Annotated in this window: 23 protein-coding genes; 13 read left to right on the top strand and 10 right to left on the bottom strand. The window is 34.7% G+C overall.

Annotated elements, in window-relative coordinates; genetic code table 11:
- Positions 1–21: 21 nt before the first annotated feature.
- From groL to miaB, 9 genes are all read right to left on the bottom strand, one after another.
- Complete coding sequence (gene groL / locus AA088_RS00255) at positions 22–1,656, bottom strand: chaperonin GroEL (RefSeq protein ID WP_046742946.1); 1,635 nt, start codon at positions 1,654–1,656, stop codon at positions 22–24.
- 23 nt (positions 1,657–1,679) lie between these two features.
- Positions 1,680–1,958: a co-chaperone GroES gene (locus AA088_RS00250; RefSeq protein ID WP_046742945.1), complete on the bottom strand. Its 279-nt coding sequence runs from the start codon at positions 1,956–1,958 to the stop codon at positions 1,680–1,682.
- Between the two features lie 151 nt (positions 1,959–2,109).
- Positions 2,110–2,463 (bottom strand): preprotein translocase subunit SecG, encoded by a 354-nt coding sequence (gene secG, locus AA088_RS00245; RefSeq protein ID WP_046742944.1) that lies wholly within the window; start codon positions 2,461–2,463, stop codon positions 2,110–2,112.
- Between the two features lie 5 nt (positions 2,464–2,468).
- A complete protein-coding gene (locus tag AA088_RS00240) occupies positions 2,469–3,488 on the bottom strand; it encodes a tetratricopeptide repeat protein (RefSeq protein ID WP_046742943.1) in 1,020 nt (339 codons plus the stop codon).
- Between the two features lies 1 nt (position 3,489).
- Positions 3,490–3,993, bottom strand: coding sequence for an LptE family protein (gene lptE / locus AA088_RS00235; RefSeq protein ID WP_046742942.1), 504 nt, complete (start codon positions 3,991–3,993; stop codon positions 3,490–3,492).
- Positions 3,994–4,003: 10 nt separating this feature from the next.
- A complete protein-coding gene (locus AA088_RS00230) occupies positions 4,004–5,263 on the bottom strand; it encodes a sigma-54 interaction domain-containing protein (protein WP_046742941.1) in 1,260 nt (419 codons plus the stop codon).
- Positions 5,264–5,280: 17 nt separating this feature from the next.
- On the bottom strand, positions 5,281–6,270 hold the full coding sequence (locus tag AA088_RS00225; protein WP_046742940.1) for a hypothetical protein: 990 nt from the start codon (positions 6,268–6,270) through the stop codon (positions 5,281–5,283).
- A 9-nt stretch (positions 6,271–6,279) separates the two neighbouring features.
- The gene (locus AA088_RS00220; protein ID WP_046742939.1) at positions 6,280–7,221 is read right to left on the bottom strand and encodes a hypothetical protein; all 942 of its coding nucleotides are present in this window, start codon (positions 7,219–7,221) and stop codon (positions 6,280–6,282) included.
- Between the two features lie 21 nt (positions 7,222–7,242).
- Positions 7,243–8,688 (bottom strand): tRNA (N6-isopentenyl adenosine(37)-C2)-methylthiotransferase MiaB, encoded by a 1,446-nt coding sequence (gene miaB / locus AA088_RS00215; protein WP_046742938.1) that lies wholly within the window; start codon positions 8,686–8,688, stop codon positions 7,243–7,245.
- 169 nt (positions 8,689–8,857) lie between these two features.
- Between miaB and AA088_RS00210 the strand changes: the two genes are divergently transcribed.
- The 12 genes from AA088_RS00210 to AA088_RS00155 all read left to right on the top strand — a co-directional run bounded on the left by AA088_RS00210 (position 8,858) and on the right by AA088_RS00155 (position 23,643).
- Positions 8,858–9,640: a hypothetical protein gene (locus AA088_RS00210; protein WP_046742937.1), complete on the top strand. Its 783-nt coding sequence runs from the start codon at positions 8,858–8,860 to the stop codon at positions 9,638–9,640.
- 119 nt (positions 9,641–9,759) lie between these two features.
- On the top strand, positions 9,760–11,169 hold the full coding sequence (locus AA088_RS00205) for a Kelch repeat-containing protein (RefSeq protein WP_156168324.1): 1,410 nt from the start codon (positions 9,760–9,762) through the stop codon (positions 11,167–11,169).
- A gap of 75 nt (positions 11,170–11,244) precedes the next feature.
- Positions 11,245–12,303, top strand: coding sequence for a hypothetical protein (locus AA088_RS00200; RefSeq protein WP_046742935.1), 1,059 nt, complete (start codon positions 11,245–11,247; stop codon positions 12,301–12,303).
- Between the two features lie 41 nt (positions 12,304–12,344).
- Positions 12,345–12,893: an RNA polymerase sigma factor gene (locus tag AA088_RS00195; RefSeq protein WP_046743169.1), complete on the top strand. Its 549-nt coding sequence runs from the start codon at positions 12,345–12,347 to the stop codon at positions 12,891–12,893.
- Positions 12,880–13,983, top strand: a complete 1,104-nt coding sequence (locus AA088_RS00190) for a hypothetical protein (RefSeq protein ID WP_046742934.1) — start codon at positions 12,880–12,882, stop codon at positions 13,981–13,983. Before AA088_RS00195 ends, AA088_RS00190 begins: the two co-directional genes overlap by 14 nt.
- Positions 13,984–14,088: 105 nt before the next feature.
- Positions 14,089–16,578, top strand: coding sequence for a type I DNA topoisomerase (gene topA, locus AA088_RS00185; protein WP_046742933.1), 2,490 nt, complete (start codon positions 14,089–14,091; stop codon positions 16,576–16,578).
- Positions 16,578–17,747: a formimidoylglutamase gene (locus AA088_RS00180; protein WP_046742932.1), complete on the top strand. Its 1,170-nt coding sequence runs from the start codon at positions 16,578–16,580 to the stop codon at positions 17,745–17,747. Before topA ends, AA088_RS00180 begins: the two co-directional genes overlap by 1 nt.
- A gap of 150 nt (positions 17,748–17,897) precedes the next feature.
- Entirely contained in the window at positions 17,898–19,262 is a 1,365-nt protein-coding gene (gene porK, locus AA088_RS00175; RefSeq protein WP_046742931.1) for a T9SS ring complex lipoprotein PorK/GldK, read from the top strand.
- Between the two features lie 98 nt (positions 19,263–19,360).
- Positions 19,361–19,996 (top strand): type IX secretion system motor protein PorL/GldL, encoded by a 636-nt coding sequence (gene porL, locus AA088_RS00170; protein ID WP_046742930.1) that lies wholly within the window; start codon positions 19,361–19,363, stop codon positions 19,994–19,996.
- Positions 19,997–20,047: 51 nt separating this feature from the next.
- On the top strand, positions 20,048–21,610 hold the full coding sequence (porM, locus tag AA088_RS00165; RefSeq protein ID WP_046742929.1) for a type IX secretion system motor protein PorM/GldM: 1,563 nt from the start codon (positions 20,048–20,050) through the stop codon (positions 21,608–21,610).
- A 19-nt stretch (positions 21,611–21,629) separates the two neighbouring features.
- On the top strand, positions 21,630–22,526 hold the full coding sequence (gene porN, locus AA088_RS00160; RefSeq protein ID WP_046743168.1) for a type IX secretion system ring subunit PorN/GldN: 897 nt from the start codon (positions 21,630–21,632) through the stop codon (positions 22,524–22,526).
- Positions 22,527–22,590: 64 nt separating this feature from the next.
- A complete protein-coding gene (locus tag AA088_RS00155) occupies positions 22,591–23,643 on the top strand; it encodes an NAD(P)/FAD-dependent oxidoreductase (RefSeq protein ID WP_046742928.1) in 1,053 nt (350 codons plus the stop codon).
- Between the two features lie 41 nt (positions 23,644–23,684).
- Here AA088_RS00155 and AA088_RS00150 read toward each other — a convergent pair whose 3' ends face one another.
- The gene (locus AA088_RS00150; protein ID WP_046742927.1) at positions 23,685–24,074 is read right to left on the bottom strand and encodes a DUF983 domain-containing protein; all 390 of its coding nucleotides are present in this window, start codon (positions 24,072–24,074) and stop codon (positions 23,685–23,687) included.
- An 83-nt stretch (positions 24,075–24,157) separates the two neighbouring features.
- Here AA088_RS00150 and AA088_RS00145 point away from each other — a divergent pair, with 83 nt between their 5' ends.
- Positions 24,158–26,080 (top strand): ABC-F family ATP-binding cassette domain-containing protein, encoded by a 1,923-nt coding sequence (locus tag AA088_RS00145; protein WP_046742926.1) that lies wholly within the window; start codon positions 24,158–24,160, stop codon positions 26,078–26,080.
- Positions 26,081–26,094 lie beyond the last annotated feature (14 nt).

Below are 26,094 nucleotides of genomic sequence, written 5' to 3'. Positions count from 1 at the left end.
GTTGAATTTTTTGAAGATTTTTTACATCATTCCTGGCATTCCGCCGCCCATTGGAGGCATTCCTCCGCCAGCTGATTCTTCTTTGATGTCGATCAATGCACATTCAGTCGTCAAGATCATTCCTGCAACAGAAGCAGCATTTTCTAAAGCAATACGAGTTACTTTTTTAGGGTCAATGATTCCTGCTTTAAGCATGTCTACATATTCATCTGTTTTAGCATTGTAACCAAAATCTTTTTTTCCTTCCATTACTTTAGAAACCACAACACTTCCTTCGCCGCCAGCGTTTGAAACAATGGTACGTAAAGGCTCTTCAATAGCACGAGCAATGATTTTGATTCCTGTTACTTCGTCTAAGTTGTCGGTTGTAATATTTTCTAATACACCTTTAGCGCGTACTAATGCAACACCACCACCGGCAACGATACCTTCTTCAACAGCAGCTCTTGTTGCGTGTAATGCATCATCAACTCTATCTTTTTTCTCTTTCATTTCAACTTCTGAAGCGGCACCAACATATAGTACAGCAACTCCACCCGCTAATTTAGCTAAACGTTCTTGAAGTTTTTCTTTGTCATAATCAGATGTAGTAGATTCAATCTGTGCTTTAATTTGTCCTACACGATTTTGAATCATTTCTGCATCTCCAGCACCATTTACAATCGTTGTATTGTCTTTGTCAATTGTGATTTTTTCTGCAGTACCTAACATGTCGATTGTTGCATTTTCTAGTGTAAATCCTCTTTCTTCAGAAATTACAGTTCCACCAGTTAAAATGGCAATATCTTCTAACATTGCTTTTCTTCGGTCACCAAATCCAGGTGCTTTTACGGCAGCAATTTTTAAAGCGCCACGAAGCTTGTTTACAACAAGAGTAGCTAATGCTTCTCCGTCTACATCTTCTGCGATGATTAATAATGGTTTTCCTGTTTGAGCGACAGGCTCTAATACAGGCATTAAATCTTTCATGGAAGAAATTTTCTTATCGAATAATAAGATATATGGATTTTCCAATTCTGCTTCCATTTTTTCAGAGTTGGTCACAAAATAAGGAGATAAGTATCCTCGGTCAAATTGCATTCCTTCAACTACATCTACGTATGTGTCAGTACCTTTCGCTTCTTCTACTGTAATTACACCTTCTTTTCCAACTTTTCCAAATGCTTGTGCAATTAAATCTCCTACAACTTCATCATTATTAGCAGAAATAGAAGCTACTTGTTTTATTTTTTCAGAAGAATCTCCAACTTCTTTTGCTTGTTTTTGTAAGTCTTCAGTAATTGCAGCCACAGCTTTATCAATTCCTCTCTTTAAATCCATTGGATTTGCTCCAGCAGCTACGTTTTTCAAACCTTCTTTAACGATTGCTTGTGCTAATACAGTAGCTGTAGTTGTTCCGTCTCCTGCAAGATCATTTGTACGAGAAGCCACTTCTTTAACCATTTGTGCTCCCATGTTTTCAAGAGCGTCTTCCAGTTCAATTTCTTTAGCTACAGAAACTCCATCTTTGGTAACTGATGGCGCACCAAATGATTTACTGATGATTACGTTTCTTCCTTTTGGTCCTAAGGTTACTTTTACTGCATTTGCCAATGCATCTACACCACGTTTGAGTCCGTCACGTGCTTCAATATCAAATTTTATATCTTTTGCCATTGTTATTCTGTTTTTAGGTTAAATTAAATAATTGCTAAAATGTCATCTTCTCTCATGATGATGTAATCAGCACCTTCAAATTTGATCTCAGTCCCAGAAAATTTTCCGTATAAAACTGTGTCACCCACTTTTACTGTTAAAGGCTCATCTTTTTTACCAGATCCAACCGCAACAACAGTTCCTTTTTGTTGCTTTTCTTGCGCCGAGTCTGGAATGTACAATCCAGAAGCAGTTTTTGTTTCTGCTGGTAATGGGGCAATCAAAACTCTATCCGCTAGTGGTTTGATGTTAACTTTGCTCATTTTGTTAAATATTTAATTTTAATGATTGTTTGATTATTTACGTTTGCATATTTGGCAGAAATTGTGCCATTGTGTGAATACTGACAAATTGAAATAAAAAATGCCAGCTTATGACAAGCTGGCATTTTTTGTATGCTATTAACAGAGGAATTTACTTTCCATCTGTATTGTTTCCGTCAGTTGAATTTGTATTCGTATCTGCTGGTGGTGTAGTTTGTTCTGTAGTTGGAACTGTATCATCAGCTACTTTTGAACGCTCTCCTACAGCACTTAGGTTTGTAAAGTTTGTAATTAGGATTAATGCAATTAAAATTGTTGCTAACGCCCAAGTACTTTTATCTAAGAAGTCTGTCGTTTTTTGCACGCCACCAATTTGCTGGTTTCCACCACCGCCAAAAGAAGAAGATAATCCACCACCTTTAGGATTCTGCACCATTATAACCAACATTAACAAGAATGCTACAATAAGGATTAAGATTATGAATACGTAATAAGTTGAACTCATTTTTATTAATTATTTTGTTGTAATTTTTTTATTGCTCGAATTTGGTCTGCAAAGAAACCACTTTTTTCTGGATATTTCAAAATTAAAATATTATAAGCTGTAATTGCTTTTTTATATTTCTTTTGTTCAAGGTATACTTTGGCCAATGTTTCAGTCATAAGTACTGATTGGTCTACGCTAGATTCGTTGGCTAAGTTGATTGTTTTTTCAAGTGTAGGCTTGGGTTTTATCTTCGGATTTGTGTCAATAAACTTGTCAATTAGTTCAAATCGTTTCTTTTTTTCATCTACAGACACATTAGTTTTTACTTGCTCTTTGGTTTTCTTTTTTTTAGGAATAGTTTCATTATCGGTCTTTGAGGAACGATTGATTGGTTGAAAACTTGTTAATTGAAGCCATTCTGTAAATGAATGTTTTTCTTTTTTGTCAAATGCAAGAGGTTTCCCGAGTTGCAGTGTTTCTTCAGGAGATTTCAATTTTTCATCAACAGTATGTGCAATTTTTTTCTCTTTCTGTTTTTTCTCCTTCTTCTTTTTGTTCTTTTTCTTTGATTTTACATCTTTTGCTTGATCCGCTTCTTCTTCAACTTTGGGATTTGCAGCAATTGGAATACTTGTTTTTGGTTGAAATAGGTTGGGATCAAGAATTGCTTCTGCTTCTTGAATTTTTGTTTTAATCGCATCTTCTATTTGAAGATTTTGATTTACAGTTACGTTTTCTACTTCAACTTCAATTTCTTTGGTTTGATTGTGAAGTTCCTTGAGTTCATTTGAAGTTTTGTGCTGCTCAAAGTTTTTAGAAGTAATAAAATCAAATAATATGCTACGGTCGGTAGTGTAAGCAGCCGTAGTTTTTAAGTGTTGATTGTACTTGAAACTATCTTGATTTTTTAATCCTTTTAAATAGATGACACGCGCCGCTTGAAAGTAAGGAAACTCTTTGATAATAGCGTCAATCGCTTCTGTTTGTGAAGCATTGATGTGTTTAGGATTTTGTAGGATATATGTAAAATCAGAGATGTTCATATTACCATTTTGCTAGGCTAGCATTAAAAATATCTAAGGTTAAACGTTCAAAAATTTCCTGATGAGCTGTTGATTGAATAGCTGTTAACTGTGTAGAAGCTGGATAATCGTAAAAGAACGAAAATCGCTGATCAAAATCGTCTTCAGGTTTGTTTTTATGTGTAAAACGTACTTGTACACCAATAGTTAATCGGTTTTGTGCAGCCGTATTATTTGCAGTAGCACTCATAGGCGAAACGCGATATTCTACAATTTCTCCTTCATATACCAAATCGCCATTAGCACGTACAAGATCTAAACTAGTTTGATTTAAAATCAGGTCTTGTAGCGCTAAAGTAAAATCACGATCTAATCCAGGTTCTACAATTGGTGCATTGTTCTGAAAAAAGTTTACTTGATAGGTTTCAGCATTTAGGTCGCCTGTTCCAGTAAAGTTATAAATGCCACAACTGGTCACTGAAATTGCTCCAACTAGTAAAATTAATAGGATATGTATCTTTTTCATGAATTATTTTTTATAAGTCAAATTGTTTAATCTTTCGGTACAATGTACGTTCGGAAATTCCCAGTTCTTTCGCGGCAGCTTTGCGCTTTCCTTTATTTCGTTCTAACGCTTTTTTGATGAGTTCTAATTCTTTGTCATGTAGCGATAGTGTTTCTTCTTCTTCTACATCTTCAGCAAAATGATACTTGTCGGTTTCGGGCATTACTGTTACCTCCGAAGGAATGGACAGTAGTTTTACAGGAGATTCGTTTTCTTCTTCATGGAAGATTTCATTGCTATCTTCATCACCGTAAATTTTTTGAATGAGACTTTCGTTGTCATCCTTCACTTTTTGAGAAACTCCGTTTTGCATGAGTTCCATGGTGAGCTTTTTCAAGTCGTTCAAATCGCTCTTCATATCAAAAAGAACTTTGTAAAGAATTTCTCGTTCTGAACTGAAATCGCTCTCGCTTTTTGAGTTTTCTACTACTGCAGGTAAATTGCCTGTTGTGTTTGGCAAATATTGACGCAATGTGTCAAATGTAATAGTTCTTTTTTCTTCTAATACAGAAATTTGTTCGGCTACATTGCGTAGTTGTCTAATATTTCCGCTCCAACGATATTTTTTAAGCAGTTCGGTAGCATTGTCATCCAAACGGATTGCAGGCATTTTATACTTCATTGCAAAATCAGAAGCGAATTTTCGAAATAATAAATGAATATCCTCTTTTCGAGCGCGCAATGGCGGAAGGTGAATTTCCACAGTACTTAAACGATAGTAGAGGTCTTCTCTGAATTTACCTTTTTTGATTGCTTCAAACATGTTAACATTTGTAGCTGCTACAATTCGCACATTTGTTTTTTGTACTTTGGAAGAACCTACTTTGATAAATTCTCCATTTTCTAATACACGTAATAAACGTACTTGTGTGGTAAGAGGTAATTCACCTACTTCATCTAAAAAGATAGTTCCGTTATCGGCTACTTCAAAGTAACCACTACGTGTTTGCGTAGCACCGGTAAAAGCGCCTTTTTCGTGTCCAAATAGTTCACTATCGATTGTTCCTTCAGGAATTGCGCCACAGTTTACAGCAATATATTTTCCGTGTTTTCTGTGTGATAAAGAGTGAATTATTTTGGGGATACTTTCTTTTCCAACACCACTTTCACCAGTTACCAATACAGAGATATCTGTCGGTGCCACTTGCATTGCTTTTTCAATAGCACGATTGAGCCCTGCATCGTTTCCGATGATTCCAAAACGTTGTTTAATCGCTTGTATGGATTCCATGTGTTTGTGGTTATTTTTTAGTTTATGTATTGAAATTGCTCATCAATAGTAATGGTTACATCATTAGAAATACTTGGAAGTGATGAGAAAATGGTTCCATTTCTACTGATGATTCGATTGCTAGCGTCGTATTCAATAGTTAGGTTTGAGTTGCCCTGCAACGTGTTTGCAGAGGTTACATTGTTGGTACTGTATATAATGGCTTGCCAATGTTCATATTGGTCGTCATATTCATCATTTAAAATGGAGAATAAATACAAATCATTAAGCGAACTTAATAATGGATTTGCCGTGGTGTCATATGAATAAGTGAACGTATTAGCATCCTGTCCTGTAATGACCGCAGATGATAAGTTGCCATTAGTATCGTAAGAGATTGTTTCTGTTTTGACTACATTTCCATTTTCCATTGTTTCTCTTAAAATCAACTTATTTGTAGTGTCATCAAAGGTAAATTTTGTCGTTGAATTAGTATTCTCTTTGGTTCGTGTAATCACATTATTAAGATGAATAAAGGTAAAGGTGTAGTCTTCAGAAGAATCTTGTAGGTCTTCATATCTAATCTCTGTTATCTTGTCAAGATTGTATGTTACAATCGTGCGGTTTACAATTGTTCCATCAACTGTTGTGCGAACTTGTGTAACTCTGCTATTTTCATCGCGTAGTATATTGGCAGTTCCATTTACGGTAGTTCCTAAAAAGGTAAATGTGGTGTTTTGTGCTAAAAATTGATTGTTTGCATTGATTACAAAATCTGCAGTAAACGAGGTTTCATTGCCTGGAGTTGAGGTGAAAGTTTTGATGTAATCATAATCAGCTAATTGCATTGATGCTCCAGGTGTTGTTGGATCTGTTGGATTTGGATTAACTGGATCAGGATTGGTAGGATCTGTTGGAGTTCCCGTAGTTGGTGTTTCAATGATTATGTCGCCATCATATGGTTCATTATTACATGAAAAACAAATTAGTAACAGTAAAATAGAAACGTATGTGTGTACTTTTTTCATCTAAAAAGATTATTGATATGTAAATACTTCTGATTGAGAAATGACAACACCGTCGCCCAAATCGAAACTTGAATCTCGCGCAGTAATTTTATTGTTAGCGTCGTAAGTGATTGTGAAATTAACATTTCCTTGGTTGGTCTGGATACCAGTCCAGTTGTTCGTACCGTGCAACGTAGCGATTAGAGTAGCAACTTGTTCATTGTTTTCACTCTCAAAAATAGAAAGTAAATACTGATCGTTGAAAGCCGTTTGCAATGGATTGGTAAATGCGTCATATGAAAATGTATTGTTGCCAGGATTACTTCCGCTAACGGTTGAACTTATGCAATTTCCGCCGCTGTATGTAAGTGTTTCTAATTGTGTACTATTGGTGCCTGAAAAAGATTCTTTTGAAATCAATTGACTATTTGAATTAAAGGTAAACACAGCCGACTCATCTGCAGGAGCATTCGTCCTAGTTACTGTAGTTCCGCTATACGCAAACGTATAGGTATAATTTTCAGTAGCATCTTCGAGATCTTCATACATAATCTGACTAATATTATCGCCTGAATATGTAATGGTTGTTCTATTAGAAACGGTAGTTCCTGAGGTTGTTTCTACTTGAACAATCTTACCATTGTTGTCTCTCGTGATTGTACTAACACCATTAACAGATGTGCCGAATGCAACGGTCTCAACATTTGCAGAAAGAACGACATTATTAGAGATAATAAAATCAGAGTTAATAGTAATTTCTCCAAAAATAGGCACGTTGGAGGTAGAATCTAACGAATAGGCACTCAATGTTGTAGTGCTGTTTCCGCCACCGTTTCCGTTTCCACCACCGTTATTTCCGCCACTATTATTGGTTGGGTCTTGAACCACAATATTGCTATCGAGTAGTTCATCGTTGCAAGAAAAGCAGCAAAAAGCTAAGATGATTGACGTAATTAGAAAAGTTTTTTTCATGTTATTGGTTTTGGTTGATTCTTAATTATTTTCTGAAAAGCTTACAGCTTCTCCAATTAATGTGGCAGAAGTACAGTCTATAATTTTAACATTGACAAAATCGCCAGGTTGATAGTTTTCTTTAGGAAAAACCACTACTGTGTTTTCGGAAGTACGTCCCATCCAATGCTCTTTAGACTTTTTGGACGTTCCTTCAATAAGTACTTCTTTTACTTTTCCTAATTGTGCCTTGGTTCGCATTGCTCCATGTTCTTGTTGCAACGCGATAATTTCAGATAGTCTACGTTTTTTTACAGTTTCTGGAACATCGTCTTCCATTTTTCGTGCGGCAAGTGTTCCAGGACGTTCTGAGTAGGCAAACATATAACCAAAGTCATATTTTACATATTCCATCAATGATAGGGTATCTTGGTGATCTTCTTCCGCTTCTGTTGGAAAACCAGCAATCATATCTTGAGAGATTCCACATTCAGGAAGTATTTCTCGAATCTTATCAATTAATTTAAAGTATTCTTCACGTGTGTGTAAGCGATTCATTTCTTTTAAAATACGATTGCTTCCACTTTGTACAGGTAGGTGAATGTAATTACAAATGTTGCGATGTTTAGCCATAATGCGCAACACATTTTCATGCATATCCTGTGGATTTGATGTAGAAAATCGAATACGTAATTTTGGAAAAGTAGTTGCTACCATATCTAACAGTTTTGCAAAATCAACAGCAGTAGCTTTTTGCATTTCCGATGCTTTGTCAAAATCTTTTTTCAATCCGCCACCATACCATAAATAGCTGTCTACATTTTGCCCTAATAGCGTTACTTCTTTATAGTTTTTACTTACAAGTTCTTTAATTTCTTCTAAAATAGATTGCGGATCACGACTGCGTTCACGACCACGTGTAAACGGAACTACACAAAACGTACACATGTTGTCACATCCTCGTGTGATAGATACCAAGGCAGTAATTCCGTTGCTGTTTAAACGTACTGGAGAAATATCTCCATAAGTTTCTTCTTTTGATAGAATAACATTGACAGCGTTGCGACCTTCATCAATTTCCTGTACAAGGTTAGGTAAGTCTTTGTAGGCATCTGGTCCCACAACCATATCGACGATTTTTTCTTCTTCTAAGAACTTACTTTTTAAGCGTTCTGCCATGCATCCCAAAACGCCTACCTTCATTGTTGGATTTTGCTTTTTTACCGCATTGTATTTTTCCAAGCGTTTGCGAACGGTTTGTTCGGCTTTATCTCGAATTGAACAAGTGTTTACTAATACCAAATCAGCTTCTTCCAATTGATCTGTGGTATTGAATCCTTCTTTGGCTAGGATGGAAGCAACGATTTCACTATCAGAAAAATTCATTTGACAACCGTAACTTTCTATATATAACTTTCTCGTGTTTTCTGGATTATGTTCCAATACGATACGTTCTCCTTGCTTGCTTTCGTCTATAATCTTCTCCATGAAAATATATGCTGAACTCTAAATAAGTTTGAATTAAGATGCAAAGATAGAATTATTTCAAAATATATGACATAATGACATGTTAAATAGTTTGTGAGTTTTTTTCTAAAAAATAAAGGCTCTCTCAATTATTCTGCTATTTTTGTGTAGAATCAACCATTATTTTAATATGACTAAAGAAGAACTAACAAAAAAAATCGACAATGCTCCATCATTGGATTTTGGAGACATTTTTAACGAATCCATGGAGCTTTTTAAGAAAGTTTGGTTGCAAGGATTTATTGCGCGATTGCTACAAGTTGTCGTAGGTTTTATCATTGTATTAATTTCCTATATTCCTCTATTTATGATGTTAGGTTTTTTTGGGGTTACAGTAGGCGCATTGGGTGAAGATGTAGCGCCAGCTGCTGCACTGCCAATGGTTTTACTACTCATTGTAGGAATCCTTTTAATTATTTTGATTTCAGGAGTCGCTTCTATGGCGATTTCTGCAGCATTTTTTAGGATTTGTAAAATGAAAGATCATGACGAATTGGGAAATGATGATTATTTTTACTATTTCCAAAAAAGATATTACAAAAAAATGGCGGTTTTAGTCGGCGCTTCTATTTTAATCTCAATACCAGCAGCGTTGTTATGCTACTTGCCGTTATTTTATGTAATTATTCCAATCACATTTTTTACGCTGTTCTTTGCGTTTAATCCAGAAATGACCGCAAATGATATTATTAGCGTATCTTTTAATTTAGGAACCAAAAAATGGGGAATAACCTTTTTGTCTGTGGTGTTATTCGGAATTATGGCTTACATAGTGGGACTCATTTTATGTGGAATCGGAGTCTTATTTACCATGTCGTTTGCACAGTTGCCATTTTACCTTGTGTATAAAAAAGTAATCGGTTTTGATAAAGATTATAGAATCTCAACGATCGGTTTACCAGCAGAAAACTAAACCGTACTTTATAAAACTTTTAGATGCTCATCTTTTCGGATGAGCATTTTTTTTTGCCTTATCGGGAACCTTTTTCAAAAAGAACGCGTCTATATACATAGAAACCAAAAAAAAGTTCTATGAAAAAAATACTATGTAGCTTTCTGTTAATTTGTGTGATTTCTTGTTCGTCTGATGATGGCAGCACACCTGTTGTAAATGAAACTTCTTTGGATGCATTGCGCGCAGAAAGTATACAACTGTTAACGGGAACCAACGAAAAAGTATGGCGAATTAGTCAAGCCATCTTGCAAAACGGGCAAAATACAATAAACATTTCTTCCAATTTTAATGTTAGAGATGACGAATTTATCTTCTCAGACACCAACATTGAGTGGCGACAAGGCGATGCTATTCAATACGATGCCGCCAATGCCAATGAGGCTAAACAAGATTATTACAAAGCGCCAGAAAATTACGGATATAGCTTTCTTGCGGAAAGTGCTACTCAATTTTCTTCCAATTCAAATATGACTTACGGGATACAGGAAAATGGTTCAGTTGTAGCAAATTTTGAAGTCGAAAATGCTATTGAATTACAACTCACGCTGGTACCAAAAACACTACAAGACTATGCGTCAGTTGAAAACTCTTCACTTCAATTTACAGAAGCGTTCACAGTAAATGCGTCATTGCCAATTTTTGGAACAGGAATGATCGGAGCGAATAGTGATCAAAGCATATATCTGGCTCATAACGGGTATTATAATAATAGTCAATCGCAAAGAGTACTAAAAATTGATTTGGTCAATGGAACAGAAACAGAACAAATAACAAGTAGTTATAACTATGTGTATAAAAAACTGCATGTTTTAAATAATAAATTATCCATGGTCAATACACAAACAGTTGAGTTTTATGAGCTGGATTTATCATCGAGTCCTAATTCTTACCCTGCTGGCGGTAATTTTGGGCAAGCGGTTTTCGGGACTGCAGCACAAGGCGATGACATCTATATTGTTGGAGGTCATTATACGGGTGATCCCAAAGAAATATTTAGGTTTAATATGGCAACACAAACGTATACACCTTTTGCAACATTGCCAGAAGCTAGATATGGTGCAGATGCTACTATAATCAACAATAAATTATACGTTTTTGGAGGTGCTACAGATTTCCCAGCAGTACAACCGCCACAGAATACTATTTATATTATTCCACTAGACAACCCAAGTAACATAGAAACCTTGGAGATGAATCAAAATATGAACGTGACTTATGTAAAAGCTTACCAAAACTTAATTTATGTTGCAGGGATTACATTTACTGGGAATACGGTTGTGGGTATTTCAAACAGAGAAAGTTATATTGGAGTTTTTAATACATTAAATAATACATATCAAGAGTTGCAACATAATCTGCCAAATGCTAGTGGATTAGAAGCTATTGAAGAAATGTGTATTGTAAATAACAAAATGTATGTTATTTATGGAGATATGACAGGGCAAGGACTCCATGATTGGAAAATATACGAAGCAACTTTAAACTAAAAAAAATTGTTTTTCGGGAACCTTTGCAAAAAAATAATCGTCTATATATATAGAAACCATTAAAACGTTGTTGCTATGAAACCATTTTTTTACAATATCATATTTGTTCTTTTTTTGAGTGTTTGTTTTTTCTCATGCTCAGATCTTGATGATAATGAAGAGGTTGGAACGGTTGCGCTAGAAAATGTTATTCAAAAAGATTCAGAGTTATTTGAACTAATTACACGTGTAGCGGAAACAGATACAGACGAAGATATTACGTGTATTCAATTTATCTATTCATTTACAATGTTAGAGTTTGACGCAAGCTTAATGGTGGTTGGTGAATACATAGTGCATAGCGATGAGCAATTTAGCTCTATATTGGGAAATATTGCCAGCGGGAACAGTATTGGAATCAATTTTCCTATTCAAAGTATTTTAAATAATGGAGAAGAATTCTTGATTCAAAATAAAGAAGAACTCAAACAATCTATTGATGATTGTATAGCGGCAGATCAAGAAGAACAAATAGGGAATTGCGAATTGTTACTTCAAGAATGTGTTTGGGTGGTGTCGCATGAAGATCAAACTGTCAATACATACGAAAATGCGGTTTTTGATGTTGCGAGCGATGGAACAATACAATTCTACAATAATGGCGAATTGCATGAAGGAACTTGGATTGTTTATTTTATTGAAGATGAATTGCATACAAATGTTACTTTTGAGAATCAAGGAGTAACAGCTGATGATTGGAATTTTGATTGGAAAACTGAAATTTTATCCAACAATTTGATGCGTTTTACAAATGATGCGACCAGTTTTATTCTAACTAAAGAGTGTGACGGTAATTACTGTACAGAATTAATTTTTTCTGAATGTGAAATAGTGGATAATTCTGGAATTTCTGAATTTGCCTTTGAAAATTACATACCTTGTATCTTGCAAATTGAAGATTTAGCAGAACTTACATCAGATGATAGTATTGCGTTTTACGAAACACAAATGGACGCAGATGCAGAGGTCAATATGTTGTCGCAAACACTGTATCAAAATAATACTCAATCGCAAACAATATATGTACGTGTAAATTATGGTGTAAGTGGAGAAACTTTTATTATTCCAATCACAATCATAGCGACAAATTGCTAAACTCTATTCAAATACAAACCAATCAAACTAGGAAAACGTTTTTGAAAAAAATAAACGTAGAAAAACATGATATTGTAGGCTTGCGCAAAAATGACAAACTTGCTCAAAAAGCAGTGTATGATACACTTGCACCTAAAATGTTGGCTGCGTGTCAAAATTTTATTTCAGATAGCGCTATGGCCGAAGAAGCGATGCAAAATGGTTTTGTAAAGGTTTTTTTCAATATAAAAAAATACAAACACGAAGGAAGCTTTGAAGGTTGGGTGCGGAAAATTATGATTCGTGAAAGTTTGTCTTTTTTGCGAAAGAAGAAATTTTTGATTGCTTCACAAAGCGAAATAATCCTATCATCACAAAAAACCTATCAAGAACCTTTAGAAGAAGTTTCTCAAATTCAACAATTGGTTGAGCAGCTTCCGTTGGAATTTAAACTCGTGTTCAACTTGTATGCAGTTGAAGAATATTCACATAAAGAAATTGCAAAGTTGTTAAAAATACCAGAAGCAACTTCCAAAACACGCTTATATAGAGCGCGAAAACTATTAAAAGAGCAATTGCAAACCGTAAAAAAAGCACATGGAAGATTTTGATTTTATAGATGCGCTTGCTAAAAGCGAACTCTCCGATAAAACGAGTATTCCTTCTGAAAATGGTTGGGAAATCGTTCAACAAAAAATAAAACGTAAAAAACGTAAAAGGTTTGCTGTGTATTTATTGTTGTTGATGCTATTTGGATGGTTGAGTGTTTATACCGTTGGTCATTTTGGCGAGAATATTGAGCAAAATTCAATGACACACACGAAAGAGAAAAAAATACCATCTCAAAACAAAATGCAGCATATTTCTAAAAGTGCCTCTCAAGAAAAGATAAATATTAATTCCAAAGAAAAAATAAGTATTGAGAAGGTAAAAGTTTCATCTATTGATAACATAACAAGAAAAACTTCTGTTGATGTCAATTCAACGACTCAAATTAACACATCTTCTTTGCGATCGTACGATAAAAATCATTCCAGTGAACAGCAAGGTGTTGATTTTGATATGGTTAAAAAAGAAGAAGAGAAAACGTTTATTCTTGAAGATGATGAGGTGTTTTATATGGAGAAAGTTGGTGTAAAGCTTTACGAATTTTCTTTGGTTGTTCCAGAAACGTTACAAAAGAAGCGTGCTAAGCAATCTAAAAAAACAAAGAAAGTCATCTATGAAAACTTTGACGTAATGGTTGGTTTTAATGGGTTTACGTCGTCAAACAATTATAAATTTCTACAATCGTATGTGGTAGAAGTGTCTTATACGGAAGAAAAAGAATTAAAAAACAACTACATTTTTAACTACGGAGCTTCGGTTCAATATAGAAACCTCCACATTAAAAATGATTCTATTAGTTTTAATAAAGGTGAAGTGAGTTTGAATTTGATATCTAGTTTTGAAAAGCGATTTGGGCACTTTAGCATAGAAGCGGGTTCGTATGTAGGGTATGAGCTTTATTCACCAAACAATGAACTTTTGGGCTACAATACTTCAAATTTCTTTGAGCAAAAAATAAACTACGGGCTTTTTTCTGGGCTTCATTATAAAAAAGTTGGGTTGGTTTTTAAATATGAATTATCTCCATACATTACCTATCTTGGAGCTAAGAAATTTGGAGCATTTACCGTCGGGATTACCTATGATTTTTAAGTGCAAAAAAAGGACGTTGTTATGTTGGTTAAAATACTGAAAACTGAAAAAAATGTGCCAATAAATAAAAATCTGCCTACTTTTGTACTCTGAAAAAAATGATATATGGCAAAGAATCTGGTAATTGTGGAGTCACCTGCAAAGGCAAAAACAATTGAAAAATTTCTGGGTAAAGAGTATAAAGTTGCGTCAAGTTTTGGACATATTGCAGACCTGCCTTCCAAAGAACTAGGAGTAAATGTAGAAGGTGATTTTGAACCTGAATACATTGTATCTAGTGATAAAAAATCAGTAGTAAAACAGCTAAAAGATTTAGCGAAAAAAGCAGAAATGGTTTGGCTAGCTAGTGATGAGGACCGTGAAGGAGAAGCCATTGCATGGCACTTAGCAGAAACACTAAAATTAGATCCTAAGCGTACAAAACGAATTGTTTTTCATGAAATTACCAAATCAGCCATTCTTAAAGCTATAGAAAATCCGCGTGATATTGATTATAATCTTGTCAATGCACAACAAGCACGTCGAATTCTAGATAGATTGGTTGGATATGAATTATCGCCTGTTCTTTGGAGAAAGGTAAAAGGAGGATTATCTGCCGGAAGAGTGCAATCTGTATCTGTGCGACTTATAGTAGAACGTGAACGTGAAATACAGGATTTTAAACCTAAAGCGTCATTTAAGGTTGCAGCCGAATTTTTAAACTCTGAAGGTAAAAAATTTAAAGCGAGACTTAATAAAACATTTGCAACTCACAAAGCTGCCAAAGAATTCTTAGCCAAAAATGTTGGGGCAAACTTTACAATTGCTAGTCTAGAAACAAAACCTGCTAAAAAATCACCCGCAGCACCTTTTACAACATCTACATTGCAACAGGAAGCTTCGCGTAAATTATATTTTTCAGTTAGTAAAACGATGACGTTGGCACAACGTTTATACGAAGCAGGGTATATCACCTATATGAGAACGGATAGTGTGAATCTTTCTAAAGAGGCTAAAAATGCAGCTCAAGCAGAAATTATTCGTTCCTACGGAGAAGAATATAGCAAACCGCGAAACTATACAAGCAAATCCAAAGGTGCGCAGGAAGCTCACGAAGCAATTCGTCCAACGAATATGGAAAATCATAGCATTGATGCTGAATATGATCAGGTGCGTTTGTATGAATTGATTTGGAAACGTACGCTAGCTTCTCAAATGAGTGATGCGCGCTTAGAACGTACCAATGCTAAAATACAAGCAAGCACTCATAATGAGTTATTTACAGCAAATGGAGAAGTGCTTAAATTTGAAGGTTTCTTAAAAGTTTATTTAGAAGGAAAAGATGAAGAAGAAGAGGAGCAAGATGGTATGTTGCCAACACTAAAAGTGGAAGAGCAGCTAACCAATGAATCTATTACAGCTACTCAGCGCTATACAAAAGCTCCGTACCGTTATACAGAAGCTTCTTTAGTGAAACAATTAGAAGAATTAGGTATAGGAAGACCGTCAACCTATGCGCCAACCATCTCTACAATACAAAACAGAGGTTATATTGAAAAAGGAACAATTGAAGGTATCGAAAGAAACTATCAGCAATTAACACTGCAAAATGATAAAATCATAGAGAAAGAACTTACTGAAAAGGTGGGTTCTGACAAAGGAAAACTTGTTCCAACTGATATCGGAATGATTGTGAATGATTTCTTGGTTAAAAATTTCTCGTCTATTCTAGATTATAATTTTACTGCAAAAGTAGAGCAGGATTTTGATGACATTGCTTCTGGAAATGAAGAGTGGAAAGACATGATGAAAAGTTTTTACAAGGATTTTCACCCAAAAGTAGAAGATGTAAAAGAAAATGCTGAGCGTGAGTCTGGAGAACGTATTTTGGGAACAGATCCAGCTACGGGTAAACAAGTCAGTGTGCGATTGGGTAAATTTGGGCCAATGGTGCAAATAGGAACGGTAGATGACGAAGAAAAGCCGCAATTTGCTAGTTTAAGTCCCGATCAGCAATTAAATACAATCACCTTTGAAGAAGCTATGGATCTCTTTAAGTTGCCAAAAAAACTGGGTGAATATAAAGGGGAAACAGTTGAGGTAAATAACGGGCGTTTTGGACCATATGTGAAGTTTGGGAAAAAATTTATTTCCTTAGATAAAGGAGAAGATCCCCTAGATGTAAAAATGGATAGAGCTATTGAATTAATTCAGGCTCGCGAAGAAGCTGATGCGCCAATAGCACAATATGAAGGACATGATGTTACGAAAGGTGTAGGTCGTTTTGGTCCTTTCTTAAAATGGAACGGAATTTTTATCAATGTAAACAAAAAATATGATTTTGATAATTTGTCGAAATCAGATATTGAAGAGTTGATTGAAGATAAAAAGCAAAAAGAAAGGGAAAAAATAATCCAAAACTGGGAAGAAGAAGGTATTCGAATAGAAAAAGCACGTTGGGGAAGGAGTAATATCATCAAAGGAAAAACAAAAATAGAACTGCCAAAAACAGTTGATGCTTCTAAACTGACACTAGAAGAAGTGCAAAAAATGATCGAAGAAAAAGCGCCAAAGAAAAAAACCAAAGCAAAACCTAAAGCCAAAGCCAAAAAATAATGGAGTTTGAGTTTTTATCGCCTGTCAATGATATATTGATGGCTCATAATGAATTGCTTTCCAAACAAAATTTAGGAAATCAGATTGATATTCATACTTCTAAAAATGGCTTGCCTGAAACTATACTTTCTGCAAAATTTGCAATCATAGCAGTTTTGGAAAACAGAAGTGATATTAATTACTTAGGAGAACAATTGGATTTGTTGGAAATTAGAAAAGCTTTTTACAGTCTATTTCCTGGAAATTGGAGTCATAAAATGGTCGATTTAGGGAATCTTTACAAAGGAGAAACCGTAGAAGATACTTATGCTGCGCTCAAAAGAATCATGGAGCCACTTCTTAAAAAAAATATCATTCCAATAATATTGGGAGGAAGTCAAGATTTAATGTATGCTATGTACAGAGCGTATGATAATATGGAACAAACGGTCAATATTGTCAATGTAGATAGTAAGTTTGACTTTGGATCAGAAGTGCAAATGGTCAGTAATCATACCTATATGGGGAAGATTATCATGGAATCGCCACATAATCTCTTTAACTACAGTAATATTGGCTATCAAACCTACTTCAATTCGCAAGAGGAAATTGACTTAATGCAAAAACTGTTCTTTGATGCATATCGTTTAGGACAGGTTTCGAGTGATATTAGTATTGTAGAACCTATTACACGCGATGCAGATATAGTTGGAATTGATTTATCTGCAGTAAAGGCGTCTGAAGTTAGTGGGAATCAAAATACATCTCCCAACGGACTAGATGGAAAGGAAATTTGTGCCATCAGTCGATACGCAGGAATCAGTGATAAAGTATCATCTTTTGGAATATTTGAATATAAAAATACGAAAGATGAAGAAATAACAGCGATGCTTGTTGCGCAAATGATTTGGTATTTTATTGAAGGTGTAAACTATCGTGTAAACGACTATCCATTTACCTCTAAAGATGATTATACCAAATATATAGTGCCTCACGAAACAGAAGAAATGATCTTCTATAAAAGCAATAAAACAGAAAGATGGTGGATAGAAATACCATTTATTTCAAGTTTGAATAATAAATTAAAAAGACATACGTTATTACCTTGCACCCACCAAGATTATTTGAATGCATGTAATCAAATAATTCCAGAAAGATGGTGGATGGCGTATAAAAAAAGTATAAATTAATAAGCGTGTTAAGAAAACCTTAAAATTATATTTGCGAAAAGCAGTTTAAAACCTTTAGTTTTTAGAATAAAAAATTGTTTTTTTAAAAATAAATAGATAGGTTTACGCCCTTAAAATCTATAAAAAACGTATTAACCTCAATAAATCCGTATGAAAAAGATTGTTGTATTAACAGCCGTTTTAGCATTTCTCTATAGCTGTGGTTCCAAAGACAGAGGTGAGTTAGTCGGTGTCAAAGGAAAAAAATGGCATCCAGAAAAACCTTATGGTATGACATTAGTTCCAGGGGGTTCTTTTATCATGGGTAAGTCTGATGACGATATCGCTCAAACTAAGAACGCACCAACTAAAACTGTGACCGTTCCTTCATTTTACATGGACGAAACAGAAATTACTAATAGTGAATATAGAGAGTTTGTCTATTGGGTAAGAGATTCTATCATCAGAACTAAACTAGCTATTTTAGCTGATGAAGAAGGTAAAACTGATCCAAATGAAGGAGGAATTGCTAAGTATGCGTTTAAAGATGCGGATACCACAAACTTAACTGCATGGGAGAAATACAATCTTGAAAACTATGTTGGATTGGGAGTAACAGGATACGAGGGAAGAAGATTGAACCGTGACGAAGATTTGATTTGGGATTACTCTGAAATTCCAGATGAATATTATGCAGAAGTAATGGACTCTATGTTGATTCCTGAAGCAGAATCTTATAACGGACAACGTACGATTGATTGGACTAAAGTACGCTTCCAATATACATGGATGGATATTGAAAGTGCTGCAAAAAACAAAGGTTTAAAACGTACGGAATTTATTAAAAGAGAAAATATAGAGGTATACCCAGATACAACCGTTTGGATTAGAGATTTTGAATATTCATACAATGAGCCAATGCACAATGATTATTTTTGGCATGATGCATACAATGACTATCCAGTAGTGGGTGTTACTTGGAAACAAGCAAAAGCATTCTGTGAATGGAGAACTCTTAAAAAGAATATCTACAGAAAAGAAAGAAAACGTCACTTAATCAACAAATTCAGATTACCTTCTGAAGCAGAGTGGGAATATGCTGCTCGTGGTGGTCTCGAAGGAGCAACATATCCTTGGGGAGGACCATACACTATGAATGACAGAGGGTGTTTCTTGGCAAACTTCAAACCTTTGCGAGGAAACTACGCTGCCGATCAAGCATTATACACAGTAGAAGCAGATGCATTTGAGCCAAATGATTTCAATTTATACAACATGGCAGGAAATGTTTCTGAATGGACGGCTTCTTCTTACGATCCAAGCTCATACGAATATATGTCTACAATGAGTCCTAACGTAAACGATACGTTAAACAAGCGTAAAGTTATTCGCGGTGGATCATGGAAAGACGTAGAATACTTCTTGCAAGTTAGTACAAGAGATTTTGAGTACAAAGACTCAGCAAGAAGCTACATTGGATTCAGAACAGTACAAAGTTACATGGGTACAGATGTAATTGGTACTGGGAAAAGATAATACATAGACACTAACTATTGACACACTTATAAAAAAACCACGGTTAACCCAACACTAAAATTTTATTAACTAAACACTAAACTAAAAATTAGATTATTATGGCAAAGAATGGCAAGATTACGCTAACGAACATGGTTTATGGACTTGGAGCGGCAATTGTAATTGTAGGAGCATTATTTAAAATTCAGCACTGGCCTTATGGTAGTGAGATTCTTACAATTGGAATGATTGTAGAAGCACTTGTATTTACATACTCAGCTTTCGAAAGACAAACAGATGAACTAGATTGGTCATTAGTATATCCAGAATTAGCTGGAGGATCAGCAAAAGCAAAAGCTAAAAAAGTAGAAGAAGCTACTGACGCTGAAGGATTATTATCTAAGAAATTAGATAACTTATTAAAAGATGCTAAAATTGACGGTGAATTAATGCAGAGCTTAGGAAACAGTATCCGTAACTTCGAAGGAGCTGCAAAAAGTATTTCTCCAACAGTTGATGCAATCGCTTCTACAAAAAAATATAGCGAAGAGATGTCATTAGCGGCAGCGCAAATGGAATCATTAAATAGTCTTTACAAAGTACAAATGGAAAGTGCTAATCGTCAAGCTGCAATCAATGAAGAGGCTGTAGAAAACGCACAAAAGTTAAAAGAACAAATGCAATCATTGGCATCGAACCTATCATCATTAAATGGTGTGTATGGAGGAATGTTATCTGCGATGAACAAGAGCTAATTAGTTATTGATAGTAAAAATTAAACAAAAAACTAAAAAAACTAATTAGAAATGGCAGGAGGAAAAGTATCTGCAAGGCAGAAAATGATTAACTTGATGTACTTAGTGTTCATTGCAATGATCGCAATGACCATGACCAAAGAAGTACTATCAGCATTTGACTCAATGAACTCAAAGTTCGTGAGTACAAACGAACTAACAGATGAGTCAAACAACAGACTGTTAACTGGACTTGATCAAAAAGCTCAAGAAAAACCAGAATTTAGAATACCAGCTCAAAAAGCACAGCAAATTAGAGCAATCTCAAACGATTTTGATGCATACTTGGAAGGAATCAAGCAAGATATCCTTAAAGGTGGTCAGTATGAAAGAACTGAAGATGGTGGACTACCTGCAGAAAAAATGGATAAAGGAGATTACTTAGATGAAAAGTGGTTTACAGGAGATCGTTTAACAAAAGAAGGAGAAGCTGTAATGGCTAGAATTCGTAAGTACAAAGAAGATATCAGAAATGTACTTGGAGACGATCAAACATATGCTACTGCAATCGAAAACTTTGAAAAGCGTTTTGATTTAAGTGATATCAAACCTATCGAAGGAGCTAAATTGGGCTATTTAGACTACAACTTTAAAGGTTTTCCAGCAGTTGCATCGTATGCGAAAATTACTGCAATGCAAAATGATGTGAAAACTACAGAGGCAAACTTGTATAACCTTTTCTTAGGAAACTCTCTAGAAGAAGCAATTACATTGAAAAACTATCAAGCTATTGTTTTACCTGAAAAGAACGCTTTCTTTGCAGGAGAAGAATTTAGAGGAACTGTGGTATTAGGTAAATATGCAAATGTTACACCTATCAAATTGAACGTAAATGGTGATGAAGTTTCTCTAAAAGAAGAAGAGGCTTTAGATTCTGCAGGAAATGCACGTGTTCGATTTAGAACTGGAAATGTTGGAGAGCATGAAGTAAAAGGTACCTTTACTTTTGTTGAAAAAGGAGAAGAATTACCTATCAATTTCTCTGCAAACTATGTAGTGGTTCCACGTCCAAACTCAGCAACGATTTCTGCAGACAAAATGAATGTGGTTTATCGTGGAGTTAACAACCCAATGACAATTTCTTTTGCAGGAGTTTCTGATAATAAAGTAAACGCAACTGCACCTGGATTACAAAAGTTAAGCAACGGAAAGTATAATATGAAACCTCAAACGGGTAGAGAAGTAACAATCAATGTTTCTGCTACTCTTGATGATGGTTCAAGAGCTTCTGATAGTAAAACATTCAGAATTAAAGAAATTCCAGCACCAACAGGTTACTTTAGAGGTGCTTCTGGAGCAATGAAGATGAGTAAAAGTGGTGTAGCTAAAGGTACTGTTGAGGCAAAATTAGATGACTTCGATTTCGATTTACCTTTACGTGTAACACAATTTGACTTTAAAGTTCCTGGTCAGCCTACAATAACTGTAAATGGAACACGTTTAGATTCTAGAGCACAAGCAGCTTTAAACAGAGCTAAACGAGGACAAACAGTACAAATTTTGAATATCAAAGCAAAAAGTAGTGGTCCACTTATCAAAAAAGTAGCACCTGTAATTATTGAAATTACAAACTAAAATTATTAAAACACTTGTTATGAATTGGAGAAGTTTATTTACAATTGCATTGACACTTTTAATTTCAGGAGTAACATTCGGACAAGCAAACTTGCTGAATGCGAAAGACCCTAGTGAAATTGGAGTTAAAACGCAAGCACAAAAAGATGCAGACAATGATGGTCCATTGCCTTATGGATATGTTGATGATCGTGATATTCTATGGTCAGCAACAACGTGGGAAATCATTGATCTTGACGAAAGAGTAAACTTTCCATTGTATTATCCAATTGATACGGTTGGAATGCGTGCAGATAGACGCTCTTTGTATGATGTGCTTCTTAAAAATGTAAAAAATAAGACCATCGAAAAAGTATATGCAGATGGAAACTTTACAGAAGTTCGTAAGTACGAGGATATCAAAAATAGTTTACGTAGAGTTGATACTCTTGATGCAGGTTTTGATCAATTAAACAGAGGAGAAAAATTATCTGACGAGTATATCGAAGTTAGAGATTTAACTTCTGCAGATATTGAAGAATATCACGTAAAAGGTGTTTGGTATTTTGACAAACGTCAAGGTGAACTAAAATACAGATTATTAGGAATTGCTCCAGTAGCTCCAGATGTTCAATTTATTGATCAAGATGGTGCTCAGCAAGATTTAATCGAGTTGTTTTGGGTATTCTATCCTGATGTTAGAGAAATATTGCATGATGCCAAAGCATTCAATGATAGAAATGCAGCTGTACCATTATCTTTTGATCACTTGTTAAATGCAAGACGTTTTAACGGGTTGATTTATAAAGAAGAAAATGTACAAGGAGATCGACGTGTGAAAGAATACGTAAAAGAGAATTCACTCATGCAATTATTGGAATCTGAACGAATCAAAGAAAAAATCAGAGGAAGAGAACAAGACATGTGGAATTACTAAAAATTCATAACATAACAATACAAGAAACGCTCACTATTTGGTGAGCGTTTCTTATTTTTACATTATGATTGATTATATAGTTGTTGGATCTGGATTAGCAGGGATTGCTTTTTGTGAAGAATTGGAAGCAAATGGAAAAACATTTGTGGTGTTTGAAGATGGTTCTCAGCAATCTTCAACCGTGGCAGGAGGGTTGTATAATCCGGTAATATTAAAACGATTTACACCTGTTTGGAATGCAGATGAACAACTAGCTGTGGCTTTGCCTTTTTATCAAAAACTGGAAAAGAAGTTAAATGCTTCGTTTGATGAAAAATTAGCCGTTTTAAGGAGGTTTACGGCTATAGAAGAGCAAAACATGTGGTTTGAAGCTTCTGATCAACCTAAGCTATCAAAATACCTTGATACGGAACTTATCACAAATAAAAATGATGCCGTCAATGCAAATTATAAATTAGGTAGAGTCAAAGAAACAGGAAGGGTTTTTACTGAAAAACTACTTAATTCATACCGAATATATTTAGCAAAAGAAAAAAAACTATTTGACAATCGTTTTCACTATGAAAAACTAAAACGGCAGGACGATAGTGTAAGTTATGAAGATATTCAAGCTAAAAAGATAGTATTTTGTGAAGGATTTGGAATTAAACAGAATCCTTATTTTGCCTATCTGCCTCTAAACGGAACAAAAGGAGAACTACTTTATATCAAAGCTCCTGAGTTGAAAATTGACTATGTATTAAAATCTTCTGTTTTTTTAATTCCTCAAGGAAATGACATATATACTGTTGGAGCAACTTACAATTGGAAAGATAAAACCAATTTGCCAACTGTTGAGGCAAAAAATGAACTTGTTGAAAAATTAGACAAACTCATCAACTGTAATTATGAAATTATTGATCAAGTTGCAGGTATTCGTCCTACAGTAATTGATCGCAGACCTTTAGTAGGTAAACATCCAAAGCACTCTACAATAAGCGTTTTAAATGGTCTTGGAACTCGAGGTGTAATGATTGGACCAACTGTAGCAAAGCAACTGTATGCCTATTTGGAAAACGATATAGAGCTTCCTCAAGAAATCAATATAAAACGTTTTGAAGAGTTATTAATAAATTAAAACTAATTTGAAAAATTTATACAAAACTCTATCTGATGTTTTTACGTATTCTTTTTATCTAAACTTTTATCGTAGGACATAAAAAAGTTAATCCAAATATTTCTTGATAATCGCATGATAATTGGCATAAAACCAATCAGCGTTCCCATAATCGCAAAAAAGGAAGTTAATAGTTCAGTGCCTATAAAATAACGGGAAATAATAAAAGCAGCGACAGCAAACGCAATTCCAACACCATAGCTTACATACATAGCTCCGTAAAAAAAAGAAGGCTCAATTTTATAACGAGTTCCGCAGTGAGAGCATGTTTCGTTCATCTTGAGTGTTGTGCTTAATTTGTATGGATTTTTTACCTGATACATGCTTTCATTCTGACATTTCGGGCAAGTTCCCGTTAAAATGCTATAAATTTTCGATCCTTTTTTTAACATTTGTAAAATAATATAAAACGTTGCTTTACTTCATACAAAAGTAAAGCTTCCTTTCAAGAAATAGCGTAACTTTAGTCACATAAATGATAAATATTCATAACATAGCAGTTGCCTTTGGCGGAACATATCTTTTTAGCGAAATATCTTTTCGATTAAATGCAGGTGATCGTGTTGGACTGATAGGGAAAAATGGAGCAGGAAAATCAACATTATTAAAAATTCTTGCCAGAGAAAATGAGCCTAGTGAAGGAGAAATTGCTACAGACAAAGATGTCGCAATTGGTTTTTTAAAACAAGATATTGAATTTACGCAAGGACGAACGGTTTTGGAAGAAAGTTATGAAGCTTTTGAAGAAATTCGTAAACTTGAACTTAAGATTGATCAAATCAATCACAAACTGGCAGAACGTACCGATTACGAAAGTGAATCGTACAATCAATTGATTGAGAATTTAAGCGAATACACAGCTCGATATGAAATTTTAGGAGGCTACAATTATAAAGGAGATACCGAACGAGTATTACAAGGATTGGGTTTCAATCGTGAAGATTTCGACAAAAAAACAGACACTTTTTCTGGAGGTTGGCGAATGCGTATTGAATTAGCTAAACTATTGCTTCAACAAAATGACATTTTGCTTTTAGATGAGCCTACAAACCACTTGGATATTGAATCGATTATTTGGCTAGAACAGTTCTTGAAAACCTTTCCAGGTGTTGTAATCATAGTATCGCACGATAAAATGTTTTTAGATAATGTAACAAATAGAACTATTGAGATTTCTCTTGGGCGCATATATGATTATAATAAGCCGTACTCAAAGTATTTAGTCTTACGACAAGAAATTCGAGAACAACAATTAGCTACGCAAAAAAACCAAGAAAAACAGATTCAACATACAGAAAAACTCATTGAAAAATTTCGTGCAAAAGCTTCCAAAGCTGCAATGGCACAATCACTCATCAAAAAGCTCGAACGCATTGATCGTATTGAAGTCGATGAAGATGATAATGCTGTCATGTCCATTCAATTTCCTGTCTCGATTCAACCTGGAAAAGTAGTGATAGAAGGTGAAAATATCTCTAAAAACTACGGTGAAAAAAAGGTGCTTTCCAATGTGGATTTATTTGTGGAACGCAGTAGTAAAATTGCGTTTGTAGGACAAAATGGGCAAGGGAAATCGACGTTAGCAAAGATTATTGTCAATGAGATTTCACATCAAGGAAAATTAGAATTAGGGCATAATGTTCAAATTGGGTATTTTGCTCAAAATCAAGCAGAATACTTAAATGGTGAATTGACAGTAGAAGATACTATGATTGAAGCTGCTGATGAAAAAACACGCCCTAAAGTGCGTGATATGCTAGGCGCTTTTTTATTCAGAGGAGAAGAAGTAGACAAAAAAGTGAAAGTCCTTTCGGGAGGCGAACGCAATCGCTTAGCGTTGTGTAAAATGTTACTGCAGCCTTTCAACGTATTGGTGATGGACGAACCAACAAATCATTTAGATATCAAATCAAAAAATGTACTTAAAACGGCATTACAAAGTTTTGAAGGAACATTGATTCTTGTTTCACATGACCGTGATTTTTTGCAAGGACTAACTAATAAAGTTTACGAATTTAAAGACCAGAAAATAAAAGAATATCTTGGTGATATCGATTACTATTTGGAAGAACGAAAAGTAAGTGACTTGCGTGAAGTAGAAAAGCGTACAATTGAAATTGAGGAAAATGTAAAATCAGAAGCGAAAATTTCTTCATATGAGTCGCAAAAAAAAGTTAAATCGCTTAACAATAAACTTAACAAAGTAGAGCGTGCCATTTCTGATTTGGAGAAAGAAATCAAAGACATTGATATAGAGTTGGCTGTCAATTATGATGAAACTATTGCACAACCCAATTTTTTTGATACCTATCAAGAAAAAAAGAAAACCCTAGAAAAACTTATGGAAGAGTGGGAAACAATTCAGGAAGAAATGGAATTACTTGAATCAGAAATGTAAGTTATAATTTTATA

Source organism: Kordia zhangzhouensis, assembly GCF_001005305.1.
Taxonomy (GTDB): domain Bacteria; phylum Bacteroidota; class Bacteroidia; order Flavobacteriales; family Flavobacteriaceae; genus Kordia; species Kordia zhangzhouensis.
The sequence above is the reverse complement of the archived record's forward strand: the minus strand, read 5'-3'. Positions and strand labels throughout refer to the sequence as shown.

Coding starts and splice junctions, on each gene's coding strand:
- porM (WP_046742929.1), top strand. CDS start 20,048: ATGGCAGGAGGAAAAGTATCTGCAAGGCAGAAAATGATTAACTTGATG.
- AA088_RS00200 (WP_046742935.1), top strand. CDS start 11,245: ATGAAACCATTTTTTTACAATATCATATTTGTTCTTTTTTTGAGTGTT.
- AA088_RS00230 (WP_046742941.1), bottom strand. CDS start 5,263: ATGGAATCCATACAAGCGATTAAACAACGTTTTGGAATCATCGGAAAC.
- porK (WP_046742931.1), top strand. CDS start 17,898: ATGAAAAAGATTGTTGTATTAACAGCCGTTTTAGCATTTCTCTATAGC.
- topA (WP_046742933.1), top strand. CDS start 14,089: ATGGCAAAGAATCTGGTAATTGTGGAGTCACCTGCAAAGGCAAAAACA.
- AA088_RS00225 (WP_046742940.1), bottom strand. CDS start 6,270: ATGAAAAAAGTACACACATACGTTTCTATTTTACTGTTACTAATTTGT.
- AA088_RS00210 (WP_046742937.1), top strand. CDS start 8,858: ATGACTAAAGAAGAACTAACAAAAAAAATCGACAATGCTCCATCATTG.
- lptE (WP_046742942.1), bottom strand. CDS start 3,993: ATGAAAAAGATACATATCCTATTAATTTTACTAGTTGGAGCAATTTCA.
- AA088_RS00250 (WP_046742945.1), bottom strand. CDS start 1,958: ATGAGCAAAGTTAACATCAAACCACTAGCGGATAGAGTTTTGATTGCC.
- AA088_RS00205 (WP_156168324.1), top strand. CDS start 9,760: ATGAAAAAAATACTATGTAGCTTTCTGTTAATTTGTGTGATTTCTTGT.
- miaB (WP_046742938.1), bottom strand. CDS start 8,688: ATGGAGAAGATTATAGACGAAAGCAAGCAAGGAGAACGTATCGTATTG.
- AA088_RS00155 (WP_046742928.1), top strand. CDS start 22,591: ATGATTGATTATATAGTTGTTGGATCTGGATTAGCAGGGATTGCTTTT.
- AA088_RS00240 (WP_046742943.1), bottom strand. CDS start 3,488: ATGAACATCTCTGATTTTACATATATCCTACAAAATCCTAAACACATC.
- porL (WP_046742930.1), top strand. CDS start 19,361: ATGGCAAAGAATGGCAAGATTACGCTAACGAACATGGTTTATGGACTT.
- AA088_RS00220 (WP_046742939.1), bottom strand. CDS start 7,221: ATGAAAAAAACTTTTCTAATTACGTCAATCATCTTAGCTTTTTGCTGC.
- porN (WP_046743168.1), top strand. CDS start 21,630: ATGAATTGGAGAAGTTTATTTACAATTGCATTGACACTTTTAATTTCA.
- AA088_RS00190 (WP_046742934.1), top strand. CDS start 12,880: ATGGAAGATTTTGATTTTATAGATGCGCTTGCTAAAAGCGAACTCTCC.
- AA088_RS00145 (WP_046742926.1), top strand. CDS start 24,158: ATGATAAATATTCATAACATAGCAGTTGCCTTTGGCGGAACATATCTT.
- AA088_RS00150 (WP_046742927.1), bottom strand. CDS start 24,074: ATGTTAAAAAAAGGATCGAAAATTTATAGCATTTTAACGGGAACTTGC.
- AA088_RS00180 (WP_046742932.1), top strand. CDS start 16,578: ATGGAGTTTGAGTTTTTATCGCCTGTCAATGATATATTGATGGCTCAT.
- groL (WP_046742946.1), bottom strand. CDS start 1,656: ATGGCAAAAGATATAAAATTTGATATTGAAGCACGTGACGGACTCAAA.
- secG (WP_046742944.1), bottom strand. CDS start 2,463: ATGAGTTCAACTTATTACGTATTCATAATCTTAATCCTTATTGTAGCA.